The sequence below is a fragment of the Duganella alba genome (assembly GCF_009674495.1).
GTDB lineage: Bacteria > Pseudomonadota > Gammaproteobacteria > Burkholderiales > Burkholderiaceae_D > Rugamonas > Rugamonas alba.
On sequence record NZ_WKJN01000028.1, the window covers coordinates 16,532 to 37,762 of the forward strand.

22 protein-coding genes are annotated in these 21,231 nt (G+C 61.5%); 15 read left to right on the forward strand and 7 right to left on the reverse strand.

The annotated features are described in order from the left end of the window. The first annotated feature begins 92 nt into the window (after window positions 1-92). On the forward strand, window positions 93-800 hold the full coding sequence (gene queC / locus GJ695_RS22725) for a 7-cyano-7-deazaguanine synthase QueC (RefSeq protein ID WP_154368803.1): 708 nt from the start codon (window positions 93-95) through the stop codon (window positions 798-800). Beyond that, window positions 801-3,854, forward strand: coding sequence for a sensor domain-containing diguanylate cyclase (locus GJ695_RS22730; protein WP_154368805.1), 3,054 nt, complete (start codon window positions 801-803; stop codon window positions 3,852-3,854). It begins immediately after the preceding gene. A 3-nt stretch (window positions 3,855-3,857) separates the two neighbouring features. Here the strand turns inward: GJ695_RS22730 and GJ695_RS22735 are convergent, their stop codons facing one another. Beyond that, a complete protein-coding gene (locus tag GJ695_RS22735; RefSeq protein WP_154368807.1) occupies window positions 3,858-4,250 on the reverse strand; it encodes a hypothetical protein in 393 nt (130 codons plus the stop codon). Window positions 4,251-4,467: 217 nt separating this feature from the next. Between GJ695_RS22735 and GJ695_RS22740 the strand changes: the two genes are divergently transcribed. The 3 genes from GJ695_RS22740 to GJ695_RS22750 all read left to right on the forward strand — a co-directional run bounded on the left by GJ695_RS22740 (window position 4,468) and on the right by GJ695_RS22750 (window position 5,999). Next, entirely contained in the window at window positions 4,468-4,710 is a 243-nt protein-coding gene (locus tag GJ695_RS22740) for a hypothetical protein (protein WP_154368808.1), read from the forward strand. An 81-nt stretch (window positions 4,711-4,791) separates the two neighbouring features. Beyond that, complete coding sequence (locus GJ695_RS22745) at window positions 4,792-5,253, forward strand: hypothetical protein (RefSeq protein WP_154368810.1); 462 nt, start codon at window positions 4,792-4,794, stop codon at window positions 5,251-5,253. Then, on the forward strand, window positions 5,250-5,999 hold the full coding sequence (locus GJ695_RS22750; protein WP_154368812.1) for a DUF1828 domain-containing protein: 750 nt from the start codon (window positions 5,250-5,252) through the stop codon (window positions 5,997-5,999). Before GJ695_RS22745 ends, GJ695_RS22750 begins: the two co-directional genes overlap by 4 nt. Before the next feature lie 17 nt (window positions 6,000-6,016). Here GJ695_RS22750 and GJ695_RS22755 read toward each other — a convergent pair whose 3' ends face one another. Then, window positions 6,017-6,649: an Npun_F0296 family exosortase-dependent surface protein gene (locus tag GJ695_RS22755; protein WP_154368814.1), complete on the reverse strand. Its 633-nt coding sequence runs from the start codon at window positions 6,647-6,649 to the stop codon at window positions 6,017-6,019. A 220-nt stretch (window positions 6,650-6,869) separates the two neighbouring features. Here GJ695_RS22755 and GJ695_RS22760 point away from each other — a divergent pair, with 220 nt between their 5' ends. From GJ695_RS22760 to GJ695_RS22795, 9 genes are all read left to right on the forward strand, one after another. Then, entirely contained in the window at window positions 6,870-7,358 is a 489-nt protein-coding gene (locus GJ695_RS22760; protein ID WP_154368816.1) for a hypothetical protein, read from the forward strand. Window positions 7,359-7,436: 78 nt separating this feature from the next. Continuing rightward, a complete protein-coding gene (locus GJ695_RS22765) occupies window positions 7,437-9,380 on the forward strand; it encodes a GAF domain-containing sensor histidine kinase (protein WP_154368817.1) in 1,944 nt (647 codons plus the stop codon). A gap of 100 nt (window positions 9,381-9,480) precedes the next feature. Then, window positions 9,481-9,672 (forward strand): hypothetical protein, encoded by a 192-nt coding sequence (locus tag GJ695_RS22770; protein WP_154368819.1) that lies wholly within the window; start codon window positions 9,481-9,483, stop codon window positions 9,670-9,672. Next, entirely contained in the window at window positions 9,662-10,111 is a 450-nt protein-coding gene (locus GJ695_RS22775; RefSeq protein WP_154368821.1) for a hypothetical protein, read from the forward strand. Before GJ695_RS22770 ends, GJ695_RS22775 begins: the two co-directional genes overlap by 11 nt. Before the next feature lie 104 nt (window positions 10,112-10,215). Next, a complete protein-coding gene (locus GJ695_RS22780) occupies window positions 10,216-10,692 on the forward strand; it encodes a hypothetical protein (protein ID WP_154368824.1) in 477 nt (158 codons plus the stop codon). A gap of 75 nt (window positions 10,693-10,767) precedes the next feature. Beyond that, entirely contained in the window at window positions 10,768-11,013 is a 246-nt protein-coding gene (locus tag GJ695_RS29705; RefSeq protein WP_154387906.1) for a hypothetical protein, read from the forward strand. Window positions 11,014-11,146: 133 nt separating this feature from the next. Then, window positions 11,147-11,671 (forward strand): hypothetical protein, encoded by a 525-nt coding sequence (locus tag GJ695_RS22785; protein ID WP_154368825.1) that lies wholly within the window; start codon window positions 11,147-11,149, stop codon window positions 11,669-11,671. A 40-nt stretch (window positions 11,672-11,711) separates the two neighbouring features. After that, window positions 11,712-12,050: a hypothetical protein gene (locus GJ695_RS22790; RefSeq protein WP_154368828.1), complete on the forward strand. Its 339-nt coding sequence runs from the start codon at window positions 11,712-11,714 to the stop codon at window positions 12,048-12,050. A 434-nt stretch (window positions 12,051-12,484) separates the two neighbouring features. Next, window positions 12,485-13,072 carry a hypothetical protein gene (locus GJ695_RS22795; RefSeq protein ID WP_154368830.1) on the forward strand — a complete coding sequence of 196 codons (588 nt, stop codon included), beginning with the start codon at window positions 12,485-12,487 and terminating at the stop codon, window positions 13,070-13,072. A 174-nt stretch (window positions 13,073-13,246) separates the two neighbouring features. Here the strand turns inward: GJ695_RS22795 and GJ695_RS22800 are convergent, their stop codons facing one another. The 4 genes from GJ695_RS22800 to GJ695_RS22815 form a co-directional block, all read right to left on the reverse strand. Further along, on the reverse strand, window positions 13,247-14,029 hold the full coding sequence (locus GJ695_RS22800; protein ID WP_154368832.1) for an alpha/beta fold hydrolase: 783 nt from the start codon (window positions 14,027-14,029) through the stop codon (window positions 13,247-13,249). Window positions 14,030-14,160: 131 nt separating this feature from the next. Then, window positions 14,161-15,057 carry an SAM hydrolase/SAM-dependent halogenase family protein gene (locus GJ695_RS22805; RefSeq protein WP_154368834.1) on the reverse strand — a complete coding sequence of 299 codons (897 nt, stop codon included), beginning with the start codon at window positions 15,055-15,057 and terminating at the stop codon, window positions 14,161-14,163. A gap of 7 nt (window positions 15,058-15,064) precedes the next feature. Then, window positions 15,065-17,512 (reverse strand): TonB-dependent receptor plug domain-containing protein, encoded by a 2,448-nt coding sequence (locus tag GJ695_RS22810; RefSeq protein WP_154368835.1) that lies wholly within the window; start codon window positions 17,510-17,512, stop codon window positions 15,065-15,067. Between the two features lie 93 nt (window positions 17,513-17,605). Next, a complete protein-coding gene (locus tag GJ695_RS22815) occupies window positions 17,606-19,111 on the reverse strand; it encodes a DUF3369 domain-containing protein (RefSeq protein ID WP_154368837.1) in 1,506 nt (501 codons plus the stop codon). Between the two features lie 366 nt (window positions 19,112-19,477). Here GJ695_RS22815 and GJ695_RS22820 point away from each other — a divergent pair, with 366 nt between their 5' ends. Further along, window positions 19,478-20,329: an aldo/keto reductase gene (locus GJ695_RS22820; RefSeq protein ID WP_154368839.1), complete on the forward strand. Its 852-nt coding sequence runs from the start codon at window positions 19,478-19,480 to the stop codon at window positions 20,327-20,329. Here the strand turns inward: GJ695_RS22820 and GJ695_RS22825 are convergent. Further along, the gene (locus GJ695_RS22825; protein ID WP_154368840.1) at window positions 20,326-21,219 is read right to left on the reverse strand and encodes a LysR family transcriptional regulator; all 894 of its coding nucleotides are present in this window, start codon (window positions 21,217-21,219) and stop codon (window positions 20,326-20,328) included. The two genes, GJ695_RS22820 and GJ695_RS22825, sit on opposite strands and share 4 nt — an antisense overlap. Window positions 21,220-21,231 lie beyond the last annotated feature (12 nt).

Consider the following 21,231-nt stretch of genomic DNA (forward strand, 5'->3'; position numbering starts at 1 on the left):
GAAGGTGTACGCTAAGGGGTACGTCATGCGCATGTTACCGGATTGCCCCGAAAGATGGCGTACTTATAATATTGCTTCATCTGGAAAGAACTATGCTGCCTACCGATTCCGCCCTGGTCCTGTTTAGCGGAGGCCAGGACTCCACCACCTGCCTGGCCTGGGCCCTGAAACACTATGCCCGCGTTGAAACCATCGGTTTCGATTATGGCCAGCGCCACGCGGTCGAGCTGACCGTGCGTCCGAAGCTGCTGCAAAGCCTGCGCGAGCAGTCGTCGGAATGGAACGCCAGGCTGGGCGAGGACCACATGATCGACCTGTCGCTGATTTCCGAAATCTCGCAAACCGCGATGACCCACGATATCGCCATCGAGACCCAGGCCAACGGCCTGCCGAACACCTTTGTCCCCGGCCGCAACCTGCTGTTCATGACGGTGGCCGCCACCGTGGCTTATCGCCGTGGCCTGACGGTGCTGGTGGGCGGCATGTGCGAAACCGATTTCTCCGGCTACCCGGACTGCCGCGACGACACCATGAAGGCGCTGCAAGTGGCGCTCAACCTCGGCATGGACACCCGCACCAAGCTGGAAACGCCGCTGATGTGGCGCGACAAAAAGCAGACCTGGGAACTGGCCCAGGAACTTGGCGGCCAGGCGCTGGTGGACCTGATCCGCGACGGCACCCATACCTGCTACCTCGGTGAGCGCGGCGCGCTGCACGACTGGGGCTACGGTTGCGGCACCTGCCCGGCCTGCGCGCTGCGCGCCCGTGGTTACCATCAGTTCGTGGGCGCCGAGGTGTAAATGCCCGCCGACACCCAGGCACGTTCGCGTCGATTGCTGCAGAATCTGCTGTCGCCGCGCGTCCTGCCGGCGCTGGTGCTGACCGGCTGCCTGGGTGTCACCGCCGTGCTGTGGCACGGCGCCCTGGCCGACGCCGAACAGGATGCGCAGGCCGATTTCGACGGCCGCGTGCGTGAGCTGGTCAACAACCTCGATCAGCGCATGCAGACCTACGTGCAGGCGCTGTATGGCGTGCAGGGATTGTTCGCCAGTTCGCAGGATGTCGACCGCGAAGAATTCCGCACCTATCTCACCGGCCAGGATCTGAACCATCACTTCCCCGGCGTGCACGGCATCGGCTACATGAAGCTGATCGGCCCGCGCCAGCGCGAGGCGCATGAAGCGCTGGTGCGGCGCGACGGCTTTCCCGACTACCGCATCACGCCCGACGGCGAGCGCGATTGGTACGCGCCCATCGTCTACCTGGAGCCGTTCAACGACAACAACCGCCGCGCCTTTGGCTATGACACGGCGTCCGAGCCGCGCCGCCGCGCCGCGCTGGAGCAGGCGCGCGACTCCGGCCAGCCGGCCATGAGCGCCAAGATCCGGCTGGTGCAGGAGACCGGCGAGCCGGCGCAGTCGGGCTTCCTGGTGCTGCTGCCGCTGTTTAACCATGGACAGAAAGTCGACACGCTGGCGCAGCGCCGCGCCGCCATCAGCGGCTGGGTGTTTGCGCCGTTCCGCGTGGGCGACCTGATGGCGGGGCTGGGCGGCCCGCGCGCCGCCGCGCTGGATGTGGAAATCTACGACGGCGTCGCCATGACGCCGGAAAACCTGATGTACGACAGCTCGCCGCAGGTGCATGACACGTCGCGCACGACGCATCAGCAGGTCAGCGTCGCCAACCACCGCTGGACGCTGCGCATCGGCATGCTGCCCGGCCTTGGATCGCCACGCAGCGACAAGGCGCAGGTGATCGCCGTGCTGGGCGTGGCCTTGAGCGGCCTGCTGGCCTGCCTGACCTGGCTGCTGGCGCGCGGCCGCGTGCGTGCGCGCGCCAGCCTGGTGCGCAGTCGCGCGTTGACCGAAGAACTGAAGGAGGGCCAGGCCACGCTGATGGTGCTGGCCGACAGCGCGCAGCGCAGCCAGGCCATGTTGCGCAGCATTCTGGACTCCACCGTGGACGGCATCCTGGTCGACAACCTGAAAGGCTCGGTGCTCAATTCCAACCGCCGCTTCCGCGAGTTGTGGAATGTGCCGGAATGCCTGGACTGGCAGAGCGACGGCGCGGTGCTGATCGCCCACATGTGCGCGCAGCTGCGCCATCCCGAATGCGGCCTGCAGCTGGACGAGCCGGGCCAGCTGACGCTGCCCGGCGTGCAGCGCGGCGCGCCGCTGGAGGAAGAGCACGAAGTGCTGCAACTGAAGGATGGCCGCGTGATCGAGAAGCACACGCGCGGCCTGCAACTGGGCAGCGAGCCGGCGCGCATCTGGTCCTTCCGCGACATCACCGAGCGCACGCAGATCGAACAGCGCGAGCAGACCCGCCGCCACGTGCTGGAACTGCTGGCCACCGGCGCGCCGCTGCAAACCATCCTGGAAAGCGTGGTGCTCGGCGTGGAGGCGGACAACGAGGATATGTTGTGCAGCATCCTGCTGCTCGACGAAAGCGGCGAGCATCTGCTGGTGGGCGCGGCGCCCAGCCTGCCGGCGTTCTACAACGCCGCCATCCACGGCATGCCGGCGCGCGAGGGCCTGGGCGCCTGCGGCCTGGCGGTGCAGACGCGCGGCCGCGTCATCGTCGAGGACATCCGCAGCGCGACCTCGTGGGGCGAGTACCGCGACCTGGCGTTGCAGGCGCGGCTTGGCTCGTGCTGGTCCGATCCGATCATCAGCACCAGCGGCGCGGTATTGGGCACTTTCGCGATCTATCACCGCGAGGCGCGCCTGCCCAGCCTGGCCAATATCGTGCTGATCGAACAGGGCGCGCGGCTGGCCGGCATCGCCATCGAACAGGCGCAGGCGGCGATTGCGCTGCGCATCGGCGAGGCGCGCTTCCGCAGCCTGTACGACCATGCGCCGGTGGCGCTGTGGGAGCAGGACTGGTCGGCCGTGCGCGGCGCGCTGGCGGAACTGGAATTGTCCGGCATCGAGGATCTGCCGGCCTATCTGCAAGCCAATCCGAGCCAGCTGCGGCGGATGGCGTCGCTGGTGCGGATTCTGGACGTCAACGCCGCCGCGCTGGAGCAGGTGGCGGCGCCGCCGGGCCGCAAGGATATCGGCGCGCTGACGCTGGCGCAGAATTTCGACAGCACCGCCATGCCGAATTTCGCGCGCGCGCTGGCGGCGCTGGCGCAGGGCCAGCACTTCTTCGCCGGCGAGGGCAGCTTCGAACGGCTGGACGGGGTGGCGCGCCTGAACGAGCTGACGCTGCTGGTGATGCCGGGCCATACGCACAGCCTGGATTTCGTCATCGTCTCGACGCTCGACATCACCGAACGGCGCCGCATGGACGACGAGCTGCGCGTGCTGGCCACCACCGATTTCCTCACCGGCCTGCCGAACCGGCGCGAGTTCATGGGCCGGTTGCAGGAAGAGGAGGGCCGCTTGCAGCGCGACATCGGTGGCGGCGCGGCGGTGCTGCTGCTGGACATCGACCACTTCAAGCGCATCAACGATGAACACGGCCACGCGGCCGGCGACGCCGTGCTGCGCCAGCTGGCCGACCTGATGCGCGACAGCCAGCGCAAGATCGACATGCTGGGCCGCATCGGCGGCGAGGAGTTTGCGATTCTGTTGCCGGGAACGGATCTGGATGCGGCGGCGGTGTTTGCCGAGCGCTTGCGCCAGCGGGTGGAGCAGACGCCGATGCAGCTCGATGGCGGCGTGGTGCTGAAGATCACCGTCAGCATCGGCATCGCGGCCATGGGCGGCAGGACGCCGGGGGGCGATCCGGCCCTGATCCGTGCCGATCAGGCCTTGTACTGCGCCAAGCGTGGCGGGCGCAACCGGGTGGAACTGATGGATGTCGAGGCGGACCGGCCGGGACATCAGGTCCCGGCCGCTTCCGGTTGAAACTTACACAGGCTGTTGCAGGGTCGCTTGCAGGCGTTGCTTGCGTGGTCGGCTGACGAAGATCCAGTACAGGCCGATCGGGATCAGCAGCGGCAGCAGCAGGGGCGAGACGCAGGCCATCACGATCACCGCCGCCAGCGCCACACCGGCCACCGCCAGGATGCCGAGGCCGGCAAACAGCAGGCACAGAAAGACCGCCACGCAGGTCATGATCAGGCCGGCGAGCAGGATGCCGGCGCCGCCGAAGAAGACACTCATGACCGCGCCCACAGGGCCGTCGAATTCATCGCCGTCGATGTTCACATGCATGCCGTCGCCAAAGATCGATTGGCAGGCGGCAATTGCCAGCAGGAAGATCACGGCGGCGAAGATCAGTTTTTTAGCGTTGGTGTTCATGGCGTTACCTCTTTTGATGTTGTTCGATGCCGTTTGGCATGGTTGAACTGTAGCGATGCGCGCCGTCATCGGCCATCGGATTGCGACGGACCGCCGGATTTGCGGGATGGAACGCGAGGCAGCGACGACGAACCGTGCGGCGGGCGGATTAGACCTTGATTTAAAGATATGTTGGTCTACACTGATACTCTCTCACTTGCATATGGAGGGCATCAACATGGCTTGGCTAGCAATGAGCGAGGGGCAATCGATTCCCTCGACCCGCATGTGTAACCGGCGCCAGCGCAGCGCCCAGCGCCTGACTGGCGGCGGCCCGAAAGGCCCGCCCTCGGCGCCGCCCACAATACCGCCGATCATCATTACGCCGTTCACCTACCAGATGCCGGAGCCGGCCATCGACCCGCGCGTCACGCCGCTGAAACCGCCGATCACCGAGCGGGCGCCCTGCATGACCTGCTGAGGCTGTTCACCACTATCAATAAGCTGCCACTGCAGACTTGAGTCTGCAGTGGCATTGTCTGTTTTCTGCTCACGTGTGCTCATGAACGACATTCCCGAATCAGAAGCACGAGGGTTGTTAAGCAGGCGGACATTTTGCGAGATGGATGGTGATTGGATTCCGGAAAAAATACAGCCCGGTACTTTTACGATCTCAGCTGGCCTGACCGACGAAGATGGTGTTGGCACTATGATGCAGGTCAAATTGTTCTTCCGTCGAAGCTATAAAACCGGTATGGTGAACTATGTGTTCAGTGTCTTTAAGCGCACACCCTACAGTCTTGAGCGGGTGTATCAGTTAGACATCAGGCAGTGTAGAAAGCGGATCAAAAACCGGCATGACCTTTCACATGAGCACATTGGTAAGCTTCGGCTGACTGGCGCCCCAGAGTGGGCGCAATGGCAGTTTGAAGATATATTGGAATATTTTTCTAACGCGACGAATGTTGTGTTTTCGGTTGGGCCGGTTTATCCGGAGCATTTTGAGCTCAGGGGCGAGAGATGATCTGCAATCGAATGTCAGAAATTTTAGGCTTTGCTTGTCATCCGCTGACGGATGATGGTCTCATTGCCATGGTGGATACACCCTTCAGATACCCGGATGGCGACGAACTGCCTGTTTTCATAGAAAAGCTTGGTCCGCAAATTCGTTTTTTCGATGACGGGGGCGGATTGCTGCATTTGTTAAGGCGCGGCGTTTCACTGGACGACCATAGGAAGACGAAATTCGTTAAAAATATCGCGGAACCCCATCATGTCACTTTAAATGATTCGGGTGAATTGGAAATCTGGTCTACGGAGGAAGGCGCACCGGCCGCCTTTGCCAATTACGTTTCTGCGATGCTAGGCCTGTCGAAATGGGAATCGGAGCAGGTGGGGGTATCCACGGACCTGTCGCTTTTCCTGGACGAGGTTGAAGTATGTTTGCGCGCGTGGAAACCCAAGTCTGTCATTAGCGACAGCCCTGAATACAAGGGGATATCGGGACACGTCTACAAGCTGCACTTTAGCCTGGATGACGGCGCAGTGCTGGCAGTAAATCCTCGCCATGCCTCAGTCAGTTCTGCCGCAAAAAAGTTGCTGGATATTCGTGCTGTTGACCAATACAAAGGACTCCAAATTATTGTGGTGATGGATGATCGCCACGACAAGCAATCCGCCAGGAATGAGGCGCGAGTACTTGATGTGGTAGGGAGCGTAATAATGATGAGCGTCCTGGAGCGCCAAGCTGGCGTCATTCGATTGCCATAGCAGAGACGCTCATACTATCAGCGGCGACTGCGGCGCGCCATGGCGCCCACCAGGCCCAGGCCGGCCAGCAGCAGGGCGTAGCTGGCCGGCTCCGGCACGACGGCGATGTAGGAGTGGTTGTCGGACTCGAAGGCGTCCTGGTTGGCGGAGAACGTCACCTTGGTGATGGCGGTGTCGGAGAAGAAGTTCATGTAGAAGCCGACGCTCTGGTTGCCGTCGCTGGCATGGCCGGCGGCGGCGGCCATCTGCGTGCCGTTGACGCTCAGCACCGGCGTGGCGCCGCTGTACAGCGTGACGATGTTGTACTCGTCAGGCGAGCCCATGTAGAAACCAAAATAGCTGACGCCGTAGCCGGCAAAGCTCACGCTGGAGGACGACGGCTGGCCGTGGGTGGCGCCCACCGAGAAGAAGCCGGTCGGATCGCCCGGCGGCTGGGCGGCGTAGCCCGAGTTGCCGGGATGCGGGATCAGCGCATTGATGTTGTCGTAGGTGGCAAAGCCGGTCGGCAACAGCCCGGAGTCGAAATTGACGGTGGCGGTGACGGATTGCATCGAGTTCTGCCCGGTGGTGGCGGTGTAGATCACGGTGGCGCTGGCGCCGGCGGTTGCGCCGGCCAGGCCAAGGCCCAGCAGGAATTTGGCGATACGCATGAACGTTCTCCCGTTTTTTATTAATTATAGGAACTCTGTGATTCAAAATTAATAATAGTAATGGCGTCTTTGCAATACCAATTGAGATTTAGAACGTTTCGTCGGTAAGTGTGACTTTTCACCGAAATCTGTGTCCGGCCGGGGCGATTGCGGTATGCCTATTGTTGTTACGCGGCGCGGCGCTTATCATTCAGCCCCGTCTCTTTTTCGCCCAAACACCATGAGTACAGACTTCCCCGATTCCGACGACGATGCCCCGGTGCAAGAAGACCGCTTGTGGCAAGGCAACGGCTGGACCGCGCGCGTGATCAACAACGATGACGACGACGGCTGGGCGGTGGCCATGATCAAGGATGGCGAGCCGGAACCGGCGCTGGTCGGTCCGTGGACCATGGGCCGCGACAAGAAAAATCCCAAGCCGCTGGACGTCAACGCCTTCAATACGCTGGTCAAGACCGCCAACGAAGTGATCCGCCGCCACGAGCAGCAACTGCACGCGCAGCTGCACAAGAACGTGTTCGTCAGCACCGATGACGGCCAGCTCAAAGTCTGCCTGGACATTACGCCGGACGAAGACGATCCTTACGCCACGCTGACCGCCTTCGACCAGTACGGCGAGGAACTGGCGCGCGTGCGCGTGGCGCCAACCTTCAAGCTCAGCGTTGCCAGCGCATCGGCGTGGATCGAAAACGGCTATAAAAAGCCGTAATCGTCCCGATGGCGCTGGCCCGGCGCAGGCAGTCCTGCTAGTATTTCCTATGTGCATGTGCCCAACATAGGAAAACTGATGGAAAGTCGCCTTACCCGGCTGGAAGCCGTTCAAACCGTGCTGCTCGAAATCGGGCAGAAATCTAGCAGCTGCACCGACATCAGCGAATTCCTTCAGGCCGTGCATGCGGCGCTGGGCCGCATCATGTACGCGGCCAACTTCTTCGTCGCGCTCAGCGACCACGAACGGCCGGCCAACATGGTGCGCTTCGTCTACTTTGTCGACGAGGTCGACGAACCGCCCAGCCGCGAGGAACTGTTTGAACTGGTGCCGGGCGAATCGCCGACGGCGGCGGTGATCCTGAGCCGCGAGGCGATCGTCATGACGGCGGCCGAGCACGTCTCCAAGCGCGAGGACAACGCCGGCTTCGGCATCGGCACCATCGCCGAACACTGGATGGGCAGCCCGCTGCTGGACCAGAATCACCAGGTGCTGGGGGCGGTGGTGATCCAGAGCTACGACAAGGAACACACCTTCAGCGAGGAAGACCAGGCGCTGTTCCAGCTGATCTCGCACCACGTGTCGAGCGCGCTGCAGGGCCTGCAGAGCATGGACCGGCTGGAACGCGCGGTGCAGGAACGCACGGTGCAACTGCAGCACGAAGTGGCCGAGCGCAGCCGCGCGGAAAACATCCAGCGCGCGCTGTACGAGCTGGCCAACCTGTCGGCCACCACCACCGGCGGCAACCGCCTCAACCACGAGCTGCACGAAATCATCAGCAAGCTGGTGCCGGCCAAGAATTTCCTGATGGCGCTGTATCACCCGGACACGCAGGAAATCAGCATCCCGTATTTTGTCGACGAGAAGGACGAGCACGCGCCGGTCAAGCGCTTCGACTACGGCGTTGGCATGTCCTCGTACATCTTGCAGCGCAAGCAGGCGATGCTGCTGGACCGCGTGGGCTTTCAGGCGCTGATCGACAGCGGCGAGATGGAACACCCGCTGGGCAACGTCGAAATCTCCAGCTGGATGGGGGCGCCGATGCTGCTGGGCGACCAGGCGTATGGCGTCATCATCGTCCAGAGCTACGACCAGCAGGTGCAGTACAGCCAGGCCGATCTGGACATCCTGGCCTTCATGGCCAGCCATGTCGCGGTGGCGATCGCCCGCATGCAGGCCGACCGCCAGATCCGTCACGCCAAGGACACGCTGGAGCAGCAGAACGCCGCGCTGGAAAGCGCGCTGACGTCGCTGAAGGACGCGCAGGGCGAACTGGTGCGGCAGGAGAAGCTGGCCTCGCTGGGCCGGCTGGTGGCCGGCGTGGCGCACGAAATCAACACGCCATTGGGCATCTGCGTCACCGCCACCAGCCACCTGGTGGAAGAGCTGAAGCTGACGCGCGAAGACCTGGCCAACGGCGCGCTGGATGAGGACGGCCTGAACCAGTTCTTCGAGATCATCGACCAGTCGCTGAAGATCATGACCACCAACACGCAGCGGGCGGCGGCGCTGGTGCGCAGCTTCAAGCAGGTGGCGGTGGACCAGTCGTCGGACGATATCCGCAGCTTCAACCTGCGCAAATACCTGGACGAAGTGCTGCTGTCGCTGCAGCCCAAGCTGAAGGGCAAGCCGATCCAGATCGAGATCGATTGCGACGAGCAGATCAACATGGCCAGCTTCCCCGGCGCGATCTCGCAGATCGTCACCAACATGGTGGTCAACTCGCTGGTGCACGGTTTCGAGGAAGGGCAGCCAGGCAAGATCAAAATCACCGGCAAGGTCGAAGGCGAAAACGTCGAATTCGAATACAGCGACGACGGCATCGGCATGGACAGCGCCACGCTGGGGCAGCTGTTCGATCCCTTCTTCACCACCAAACGCGGCTCCGGCGGCAGCGGCCTTGGCGCGCACATCCTGTACAACCTGGTGACCGGCGCGCTGGGCGGCACCGTCAAGGTGGTCAGCGCGCCAGGCATGGGGTTGCACTACAAGCTGCGCTTTCCCAAGGTCAAACGTAAGTAGCTTACGTGACAAAGTGTGAACATTCCCATTAGGCAAGGTGCTACGCTATGCACCTTGGCTGAGTTCGATCATCAGCATTGAACGCAATCGGAAAAAGCGCATGGCTGACAAAAATAGTCCTCTTGCGGTGATACGCCAGCATGTCTGGAAGGCAGCACCTGGTGCGGGAATTATTCTTGCCGGCCACTGGTATCGGTATCGCCACCTGGATCAAATGGATGCACTGTTTGCCGCTATCGTGTTCATTTCCTATTTGGCGCTGGCGTCTTGGTTAGCTTGGCATGAACAGTAGCCCTCCCAAACTGGTCGCAATTGACCACGATGACTACCATGCGGAACACATTGGTCGGACACCCGCTGGGCACCAGTTCTTTCTTACATTGCCATTCGAACCGGCCATCGCTGGAAGGATCGGGGGCGAATTCGTTGCGTTGTATCTCTTTGACCAGCAAGGCGTCCTGATCGAAGCAAAGATCGATAGCCTTGGTCCGCGAGCCTCATTGGACCACGAAGCGCGCAAGAGTCTGTACGAACAACGTCTGAAAGAACTCGGTGATGTTTCCTTTGAGCGAATAGAAATAGCGCCATTTTCAGTTGATCGCTTTGATACAACGTTTGGTCTGGTGCTTCGCGAACCCGATGACGATGATGATGTCTGGGCCGTGGAGGTTCAGCCTGGGAACTATATGGCTTTCTTTGAACCCTGGGACAGCGGCGAATATGACACGTAATGTGCCGCACTATTTAGCTTGGCCATCAATGCGTTTGCAGACCCTCAGGAAATACCATTGAAGCAAGGCACGTCGGATCAGTGGCTGGCTATTTGTAAACAAACATGAAAAAACTACTCATCATTCTCTGCATGGCGTCAGTTCTTGCTGGTTGCTCCGTTGGGAGCTACCAGCGTGCACAGGGCCGAGCAAATGAGGTCAAGAATGGAATGACGGTCGCGCAAGCGATTTCTATCATTGGCATTCCGCCGACTGGTCAGAGTAAAACGTCAATTGAATGGCAGCACAGTAATGAGCCGCAGCAGCTTTATAACGGGACAACAAGCGGCTCAATTCGTTTTGAGTTGCTGGATGGTCGAATAGTCGGCATCCCGGAAGACGGCATTTTTAGCGGGACTGCGGCCAAAAACGCACGACAGATGCGGGAAGCAAGAGCGGCTGCAGAGGCTGAACAACGTCGCGCGGATGGCGAGGCGTTAATGAGGGACCAAGAGGCGCGTGCAGAGATCACCCGGCAAACGTCGCCAGCAGCACCAATGTCCAAGGAAACGCGAATGCCCAAATCTGCTACGCAAGAATGAACCAAGGCAAGTCCGCTCGTCGGCCTGGAATCGAAGACCGGCCATTAGCTGTCGGACGCTATGGAAGGAGTAACGATGCTATTGATTGCCGAGGCCGCACTCCATTTAGTCGGCGATGTCCTCTTCTATAGTTTGGGGCGCTTCACAATTAGAGCTTTATCTTTTGGCCGTGTGCGCCCGAGAACGCTTAAGGAATTTTGGGAAATCAGAGCCGAGAGAGGCCTGGCAATGCAAATTTATTTTGAAATTGTTGCGATACATCTCCTAGGACTCGTAGCGCTAGCCTCCATTGCGGTTTTGGGCGTATTCCTCTATCAATAAAATGACGAAACCTATCGATCTGAACAGGGCTTTAGTTCCTGGCCGACCGGTTGGCCTGAAACGCTCACACGATGAGACTCGCTGACCCGTGACGCCAACCGGCCAGGAGCGGACCTTGGACCAGGAAAAGAACTTGGATGACATCGACAACCCAATCCGGAAGCCGCTAATCTGTTTAGTGGTGGTTGCGGCAATCTTGTGGCCTGCCTATTTGCTTTTCGACTCCTATACCTGCTGGAGAAACGACTCATACCGGCAACACATACCGCCTGAAGTGGAGGTGGCGAAACTGGTCGACTCGGGAATCACGTGGGATGTGCGTGGTGGCTGTGGCGCGGCGATATTTGAGCTGACGGCCAAGGCGAAAGAAAAGCTCAGTGTTGCCGGTATAACGGCGTTGAATGATGGTGTCGCCGACGTTTCAAATGTGAACACAAGGGGTAGATCCGGTGTTTGGCAGGAAACACCCTATACCGTTGAATTGATTTCAGAAAGTGACTGGGCCGCATCCCTTGGTTGCACATGGATAAGAGCTGAGCTGCATAGCGTCATTTACGCTGCTCTGCGTAGAGCAGGATCTTTCTATCGACGGTACAAAAACGGAACGGTACTTGTTGTGCCGGCATCCGGAATTGTGGTTTATACGTTTATGGGTTAGCTCAACTATAGTGAAAGTTTAAGTGTATCGAAAGGCGCGCATGGGCTACGATTTCCATATAACACGCAAAGAATTCTGGTCGGATGAGGATGGACCATCGATCTCAATAGATGAGTGGATTAGCTACGCCAATAGCGATATCGATATTCAGCCCGATCCGGAAAATGCTGGAAATGAGAACTGGATTGTTGTAATCGGTTCAGAATCATGGCCGCTTTGGTGGAGCAATTGTGGTGAAATCTACACCAAAAATCCTGATGAGCTTTTCATCAAAAAGTTAGTCTCAATTGCCAAATCGCTGAATGCAAAGTTGCTTGGTGATAATGATGAGATATATTTCTTTGATTCAGCGGGGGCCGTTATCGAGGAAAGGCGATAAGCAAACTAACCCAAGCGCGATGCCGACGGTTCCGCCAGCGTTACCGCCATGAGCATCGAGGAGTACCACCGGCAATCTGCTAGCGCGTTCAATGACGGGTTTTACGAGGTCGAAGTGGGGCGGAGCATACGGCAATTTGGCGCCTCGATAAATGTCTGGAGCACCTACGAGTCACGCACCGCGCCCCAAGGGGCGGTGACCGGGCGGGGAATAAACAAACCTGATCATTTTGTTTGATTGGAAGCGCTATTCGATTCTTGCTGAGACCTGGAGCCGAGAAAGCAAGGATAACCCATTGCCTGTTTCCTCGACCAAAACAGACTGAAAGGTGCGGTGGCTGCCGGTTGGTGGATAGGTAGCGCGGTGAATGCGGTTTAACGAAACGGCTGTTCTTGTCGCCTTTGTAACTTGAACAGCCATTCGTGAGACCTGCCATGCTTCCCATATCCACCTTCAGTTTTTCATCGACATTTGATGTCAAGAGCGATGCCTTCCAGGATCTGCTGCAGAAGCAGCTCGATCGTGCGAAGAAGAACGCGGCAGCCATCGATGGCTTGTCGCGGCGTGCGGACCTGGATCAGAAGGCGCTGGCGCGGCAACGGGTGAAGGAGATCAAGGAGCAGATCGAATCCCTGCGCCGGATGCTGATGCTGTTCGGTGGCAAGGATGCCAAGGCGGTGCTACAACAGCTGAAGCAGCTGGCCAGCCAGTTGAAGCAGGCGGCCGATATTTTGAAGACGCCTTCCGGAAGCAGTGTGTCGGATACGGCCGCGTCGACCTCGGTGCCGGATGCGGGGACCGAGGCGCCGGCCACGGAGACCACCGATGCCTATGCGGAAGGCCGCAACGCGTATGCCGCGCAGCAGGCGTCCGCCGATGCGGATGCGGTACAAGTGCCTTCTTCCTCCTACGATGCGCAGGGCGAGGAAGACGCGAAGCAGGTGGAGGCGGTTTCCCAGTCGCTGAAAGCGCTGCGCGCCATGCTGGAGAAGCAGGTCAGGAAGCAGGAACATCACGGCTGAGGCTGATGGGCGGGGGAGGACAGCGCTAAGCCGGGAAAATGCTTCCTCCGCTCTCTTAAGTACCCCGAACGAAAGGGTCTGACCCCATGCGGGGTCAGACCCTGGCCGCAGCGGTGTGCGGGTTTTTCGGGTGCCGCTTGCTTTGACTGCGCTGTACGCGGCTCCGCCTGGCGCTTATTTGGCGGCGGCGGCTTCTTCGATCAGCTTGGCCACTTCGGCCGGGTGCGAGACCATCACCACGTGCGAGGCGCCGTCAATCACGATCGTCTTTTTCGAATTGGCCCGTTTGGCCATAAAGTCTTGCGAGGCAGCCGGAATGTTTTTGTCGGCCTTGCCGTAGATGAACCACGATGGAATGGTTTTCCAGGCCGGCGCCGGCGAGGCTTCGTTCAGCGCCGCGTCGGTGATCGGACGCTGGCCGACCGCCATCAGGCGCGCTTTGGCTTCCGGCACGTCGGCGGCGAACTGGCCGTGGAATTTGGCCTGCTGGATATACAGGTCCTTGCCGCCATCGGCCAGCGCGACCGGCGGCGCCAGCGCCGGGCCCAGGGTGCTGCCCGGGAATTTGCCGGATAGGCCGACAGCGGTTTCGCCGGCATCCGGCGCGAACGCGGCCACGTAGACCAGCGCCTTGACGTTGCTGGCGCCGCTGGCGGCGGCGCTGATCACCGAGCCGCCGTAGGAGTGGCCAACCAGCACCACGGGACCGCTGACGCTTTTCAGCACCGAAGCGACCGAGGCGGCGTCGGTCTTGACGCTGCGCAGATGGTTGGCGGCGCCGATGACGGTGTAGCCGTCTTTTTCCAGCTTGGCGGCAACGCCATCCCAGCTCGATGAATCGGCGAAGGCGCCGTGTACCAGCACCACGGTCGGTTTGGCATCCGCCGCGAAGGCGGTCGGGAGGGTCAGGGCGGCGGCCAGGGCGGTGACGGCGAGGCTGAAGCGGGTGGCGTGCATGATGTTTCCTTTTTGTGGCAGGGAGTGATGATGCTAGCAAGGAAACATCGGACTGTTGATCCTCCACAGGTGCGAACCAGACTTCTGGGGGAGTCAAAACCCCGGAAATCCGTTCACCACTGTCGCCATCGTTACTTTTTGGCGATCTCGACCTCCCAGTCCACGCCCGAGTCGATCTTGTACTTGGCGGCGTAGTTGCCCTGGCTGATCGCCACCGCCACATCCAGCAGACTGTTCAGGTAGACCAGCGGCTTGCCTTTGGCGACGCCGCCGAAGGTGTGCTCGAACGGCGCCACCACTTTGTTGACCTCCTTGCCCTTGTGCAGGATGCGCACCTGCACCTGGTCGTGCAGGCCGATCTTCAGTTCATCAAACAGCGACTTCGGAATGTTGGTCCAGACGTTGCCGTATTTGACGTCCAGCACCGGGATGATGCCGCGGATGGTGTCGCCGCTGCGCACCGCGTGCTGGTACGCGATCTTGACCACCGACTCGCTCGGCAGCGCCGGACCCACCTGTTCGTAGGTGATGGCGCCGGACGCCAGGCGCGCGCCGACGTAGGCGTACACGTCGCGGCCGTGGAAGGTGTAGGACTCGCCGGAGCCGGCCAGGCGATTGACCTTTTCATCGATCTCGCGCAGCTCGGCCACGCCGTCGCGCTCGGCGATCAGCGTGAACTGGCCGTTGTCCGGGCCGACGAAGTAGCGGCCGCCCTTGGTCTTCAGCACCACCGACTTGCGCGACGTGCCCACGCCCGGATCGATCACCGACACAAACACCGTGCCTTCCGGCCAGTAGTTGGCGGTCTGGAACAGGCGGTAGCCGCCCACCCAGATGTCGTAGTCCGGGATGTTGTGGGTCAGGTCGGCCACCGTCAGTTTCGGATCGACGCCGTAGGCCACGCCGCGCATGGCCGAGACGGCGCCGTCGGAGGTGCCGAAGTCGGTTTGCAGCACCAGCGCATGCTGGGCGAAGGCCGGGGCGGTCAGCGCTACACTGAGGCAGAGGGCGGTAAGCAGTTTTTTCATGGTGTCCTTAGAAGGTGTAACGTGCACGTGCATAGAAATATGCACCATTCACGCCGATCGGGTTGATAAAGTTGTAGGGCAGGGCGCCGCCATAGGTGGCGTTGTTGGTTTCGCGCACGCGCTGCGGATAGCGGTCGAGGACGTTGTCGGCGCCCGCTGTCAGCGTCAGCTGCCTGGTCAGCTTGTATTGGGCCTCCAGGTCCAATGTCCAGACGGCGCCAAAGCGCTGCACGTGCACGCCGTCTTCCAGCGGCGCCTCGTCGTCATACGAGAAGTCCTTCAGCGCGCCGAAGCGCGTGGCGCGCGCCAGCAGGCTCCATTGCGCCGCCTGCCAGTCGGCGCTCAACACCAGCTTGTTCTTTGGCGAGGCATTGCGGATGCGGAACAGGCTCTCGTTGGTCAGCACCGTCAGGTCGGGATCGATCAGCGACAGCGCGGCCGAGCTTTGGTGCACGGTGTCGATGCGCGTCTTGTTCAGGTTGAGCGCGGCGTTCAGGTCCAGCTTGCCGCCGGCGAAGTTCAGGTCGTGGTTCAGCACCGCGTCGAGGCCGGTGGTGGTGGTGTCCAGCAGGTTGGCCAGGTAGGCCACCGACTGGATGTCGCGGCGGCCGATGCCGGCCAGGTAGGCGGTGGCGGCGTCGCTTTGCAAGTCGCTGGTGCGGATGATGCGGTCCTTGATCTTGATGCGATAGCCGTCCAGCGTGAAGCTGGTGTTGCGCGCCGGCTTCCACGCCAGGCCCAGCGATAGGTTGGTCGACTTCTCCGGCTTCAGATTCCGAGCGCCGAAAGCGCGCGCCAGCGGATCGCTGGCCGGCAGCAGCGACGCCGTCTGCAGGCCGGTGCCGTCGCTGTTGAAGTTGAGCGTGGAGAAGCGGAAGCCGGTCTGCACCAGCGCCGGCGCGCGGAAGCTGTTCGACAGCGAGCCGCGCAGCAGGAAGTTGTCGGTGAACTTGTAGCGCGCCGACAGCTTGCCGGTGCTGGCGTTGCCGAAGTCGCTGTAGTCCGAGTAGCGCGCGGCCAGGCCCACCAGCAACTGTCTGGTCAGGTCGCTTTCGATGTCGGCGTACAGCGAGCGCACGTTGCGGCTGCCGTCGAACGCGTCCTGCGGACGCAGGCCGGGGCCGGCCTGTGCGCCCGGCGGCGCGTCGGTGAACGCACCGGCCGCGTAGGAGGCCGCATCGCCCGGCGAGCTGGTATAGGTTTCGCGGATGTACTCGGCGCCGACCGCCAGGTTGACCGGCACGCCGAAGTCCAGCTCGCGCGTGACGTCGGCGTTCAGCGCGTCCTGGCGGTAGTCGAAGGTGGCCAGGTGGAAGCTGGTCGGGCTTTGCGCGCCCAGCGAGGCGTTGAGCGAGTTGTTGACGTCGTAGTGGAAGATGTTGCTGCCGTGGCGCGCGCTGATGTCCCAGTTCCAGTCGGCGCTGGCGATGCGCACGCCGGCCACCACGCTGAGGTCGCTGGCATCGCCATGCGTGACCGGGCGGTAGCCTTGCGGATAGACCGCTTCCACGTTGGACGGATCGCCCGGGTAGCGGAAGTAGGCGCTGCCGTCCGACTTGCGCTTGTTGGCGGTGGCGAACGAGTAGGCGTCCACGCCGTCGGCGATCGGCAGCATGGCGTTGTAGAACAAATAGTTGTTCAGCGATTGCGAATCGCCCGACTTGAACACCACCTTGCCGTCCAGCGCCTGATCGGCCGGCGTGGTGTTCCAGGACGTCCAGCCGGCGTCGCTGAAGCCGGCGCGCTGGGTCGGATTGCGGCTGCGGCTCTCGGCGCCGAAGCGCAGGAAGCCGGCGTCGCCCAGCGGCACGCCGTAGTCGGCGTTGACGATCCTGGTCTGGCCGTCGGTCTTCTTCTCGTCGGTCGGCTTGAAGTCGGTGTGGTTGGCGCCGTAGCTGACCGAGGCCGAGCCGCCGCTGCGCTGCTGCTTGAGCACGATGTTGATGACGCCGGCCACGGCGTCGCTGCCGTATTGCGCGCCGGCGCCGTCGCGCAGGATCTCGATGTGGTCGATGGCGCCCGGCGGAATCGCGTTGATGTCGACCGGCACCGTGCCGGCAAAGCTGCTTTCGGTATCGAGCACCGCGCTGGCGTGGCGGCGCTTGCCGTTGATCAGCACCAGCACCTGGTCCGGCGCCAGGCCGCGCAGCTGCACGCCGCGCACCGAGTCGGAAGCGCCGCTGGATTCAATGCGCGGGAAATTGATCGATGGCGCCAGCGCCTGCAGCGCCGCGCCTACCTCGCCGCTGGACAGGGCGTTTTCCACCTCGCGCGCGCCGAAGCGGTCGATCGGCACGGCGGAATCGAACACGGTGCGGTTGCGGGCGCGCGAGCCGACCACGGTGACCTGGTCGATGGCGGCGGTGTCGCCGCCGGCTGGCGCTTCCTGCGCTTGTGCCAGCGCAGCGGGCAGCGCGGTCAACAGGAACAGCGGTGGAAGAAGGTGTTGGTGCATCGTGATTTCCTTGCGTGGTCTGGGGAGGCAGACCACGATCTTACGGGCAAGGAAATCCAGTCCCTACGAACAATTGCTAATATGCTTATTCGCTTAGTCGGGCAGGCGCTCGTTGATGGCCAGCGCCTTGTCGATGTTCTTGACCAGCAGGTCGACATACTTCGGATCGAGGTGATGACCGGCGACTTCGCGCAGATGCTCGATGACCTTCTCGATCGGCCACGCTTCCTTGTAGCAGCGCTTGTGCATCAGCGCGTCGAACACGTCGGCCACGGCGACGATGCGCGCGTACAGGTGGATGTCTTCGCCCTTCAAACCTTGCGGATAGCCGCTGCCGTCGAACTTCTCGTGGTGCTGGTGGGCGATGACGGCGGCCGCTTTCAGGATCGGGCGCTGCGAGCCGTCCAGGATCGACAAACCGACCGCCGGGTGCTGCTTCATGATTTCCCATTCGGCGGCGTCGAGCTTGCCCGGTTTCAGCAGCACGGCGTCCGGCGTGGCGATCTTGCCGATGTCGTGCATCGGCGCGGCATGGCGCAGCACGGCCACTTCGTCTTCCGGCAGCCCGGCTTCCAGGGCCAGCAGGTGGCACACTTCCGACATGCGACGCACGTGGTTGCCCGCTTCGTTGGAGCGCGATTCGACCACGTCGCCGAGACGCATGATCAGCTCGGCCTGGGTGTCGGTGATTTCCTGGTTCAGCAGGATGTTGTCGAAGGCGATGGCGACGCCGGAGCAGAATACTTCCAGCAGCTTGGTGTCGATTTCCGAAATCTCTTCCACGCCCTTGAGCACCAGCAGCGACGCCTTGCCGCTGTTGTTGGGGAAGTAGCCGATGTAGGTGTCGCCTTCCACGCGCGAAATCTTGTTGCTCTTGGCGGCGTCGATCTGCGCCAGCACTTCGGGCGACATCAGCGTGCCGTCCTCGTCGCCGATCTTGGCCAGGATTTCGTAATCGTTCTCGCCGGTGATGGCGGTGGCGCCGCGCAGGCGTAGCAGCATGCTGTGTTCCAGGCGCAGCAGCGCCACGACCTGTTGCAGCAGGCCGTTGGCGAAATCCTTCAGGTTGCGCTGGCGGAAAATATGCGAGGAGGCGGCAATCACGCGCTCCAGGCCTTCGCGGTAATTCACTTGGGCGCGGTGGGCTTCTTCCACCTTCATGATGTCGCGGTAGGCGCGCAGCGCGGCAAAGGTGGTGGTGAACAGCTTGGTGCGGTCCAGCTCCGTCTTTTCCTTGTAGTCGTTGATGTCGTAGTTGACGATCACGCGTTCTTCCGGCGCCTGGCCGGGCTGGCCGGTGCGCAGCACGATGCGGGTGAACTGGTTGTCCAGGTCTTCACGCATCCAGCGCGCCACTTCCAGGCCGCTGTCTTCCTTTTCCATGACCACGTCGAGGAACACCAGCGCGACATCGGTTTCGCGCGCCAGCACTTCCTTGGCTTCGGCGCCGCTGTAGGCGTGTACGAAGCTCAGCGCGCGGCCGTCGAGGCGGAAGCGGCTCAGCGTCAGTTTGGTGATGTCATGAATATCCGGTTCGTCGTCGACCAACAGGACTTTCCACGGTGCTAACTTGGGCGAGGCAGAGGACAAAAAAGACATATGAACAAATTCCGCAAAATGACACTGACAGAGTGAATTTCCCGATTGTAGTCTGACCCACAGCCATTAACAACAGGCAATAAAAATTCCTGTTGCCGTGCACAACACCTTGGCTACTCTACTGTGCGCTGAGATACATATGGCGGGGTTTTAGCCGTTTGTAACGCTATGTGCACACACAACAATACTTCGTTTTTAGCAATATTGCTATCGAAAAACAAAGATTTTTGTAAAAAGTGGCGTTGAACGCCACGGCGTCGGAATTCATAAGTCCGACTAATAATGATTTGCGGATTGCGCCGTCTAATCAAAGCCACCGGTTTTCGTTACAGTAGATTCATCCGACTGAGCTAACGAGGAAACACCATGGAGTATGTAACACTGAACAACGGAATCAAGATGCCGCTGCTGGGCTTCGGCGTCTTCCAGATTCCCGATCCGGCCGAGTGCGAACGCAGCGTGATCGACGCGATCGCGGCGGGCTACCGCCTGCTGGATACCGCGACATCGTATATGAACGAAAAGGCGGTTGGCGCCGCGGTCAAGAAAAGCGGCATCGATCGCGCCGAGCTCTTCATCACGAGCAAGCTGTGGGTGCAGGATACCGGCTACGACAACACCAGGATCGCCATCGACAAGTCGCTGCAACGGTTGCAGCTGGACTACCTCGACCTGTACCTGATCCACCAGCCCTACGGCGACGTGCACGGCTCCTGGCGCGCGATGGCCGAGGCCTACCGCGCCGGCAAGCTGCGCGCCATCGGCGTCAGCAATTTTGAGCCGGACCGCTTGATGGATCTGATCGCCTTCAACGAAGTGCGGCCGGCGATCAACCAGATCGAAGTCAATCCCTGGCACCAGCAGGACGACAGCACCGCCTTCATGCGCGACAACGGCGTGCAGGCCGAAGCGTGGGCGCCGTTTGCCGAAGGCAAGAACAATCTGTTCCACAACGAGGTGCTGGTGGCCATCGCCGCCAAATACAATAAATCGGTGGGGCAGGTCGTGCTGCGCTGGCTGGTACAGCGCAATATCGTCGCGCTGGCCAAGACCACGCGCCGCGAACGGATGGCGGAGAATCTGGATGTCTTCGATTTCCGTCTGGACGATGCCGACCTGGCCCGCATCGCGGCGCTGGAAAACGGTGTCAGCAGCTTCTTCTCGCACCGCGATCCCGCCATCGTCAAGTGGATGAGCGAGCGCCGCCTCGAGCTTTAGCCCGGATGGCGCAGCGCGTCCACCAACAGGGTGAACGCGGAGGACGGATGGCGCCGGCTCGGGTAGTACAGCCGGTAGCCGGGCGACACCGGACACCAGTCCTCCAGCACCGACACCAGGCGGCCCTGCTCAATGTAGGGCCGGACCTGGTCCTCGGGGAGGAACGCCAGGCCCAGGCCGTCGAGCGCGGACTTGATGCGCAAGCCGAGATTGTTGAACACCAGCTGCCCCTCCACGCGCACCTTGAGGTCCTTGCCATCCTTGGCGAAATCCCAGATGTAGATGCCGCCGTGCGTGGGCAGGCGCATGTTGATGCAGTTGTGCTGCGTCAGTTCCTGCGGCGCGAGCGGTGCCGGATAGCGCGCGAAATAAGACGGCGCACCGACCACCAGCCAGCGCAGGTCAGCGCTGATGCGCACCGCGATCATGTCCTTGGCCACCTGGTCGCCCAGGCGCACGCCGGCGTCGTAGCGGTCGGCCACGATGTCGGTCATGCGGTTTTCGGCGATCAGCTCGACATGGATGTCGGGATATTGCAGCAGCAGTTCGGTCAGCTTGGGTTGCAGCACCGTCAGCGCGGCGTGCTCGCCCGCGCTGATGCGGATGGTGCCGGCCGGCTTGAGCCGGCGTTCGCTGAGCACCGCCAGCTCGGCTTCGATCTCATCAAAGCGCGGCGCCACCGTGCGCAGCATGTGCTCGCCCGCCTCGGTCGGCGAGACGCTGCGCGTGGTGCGCACCAGCAGGCGCAAATCCAGCCGCTGTTCCAGCGTGCGTATGGTCTGGCTCAGTGCCGACTGCGACACGCCCAGTTTCGCCGCCGCCTTGGTGAAGCTGCCTTCCTTGGCCACCGCGATGAACGCCAGGATTTCATTGTAGTTGGAGAAGTGCATTGATGAGTCCTG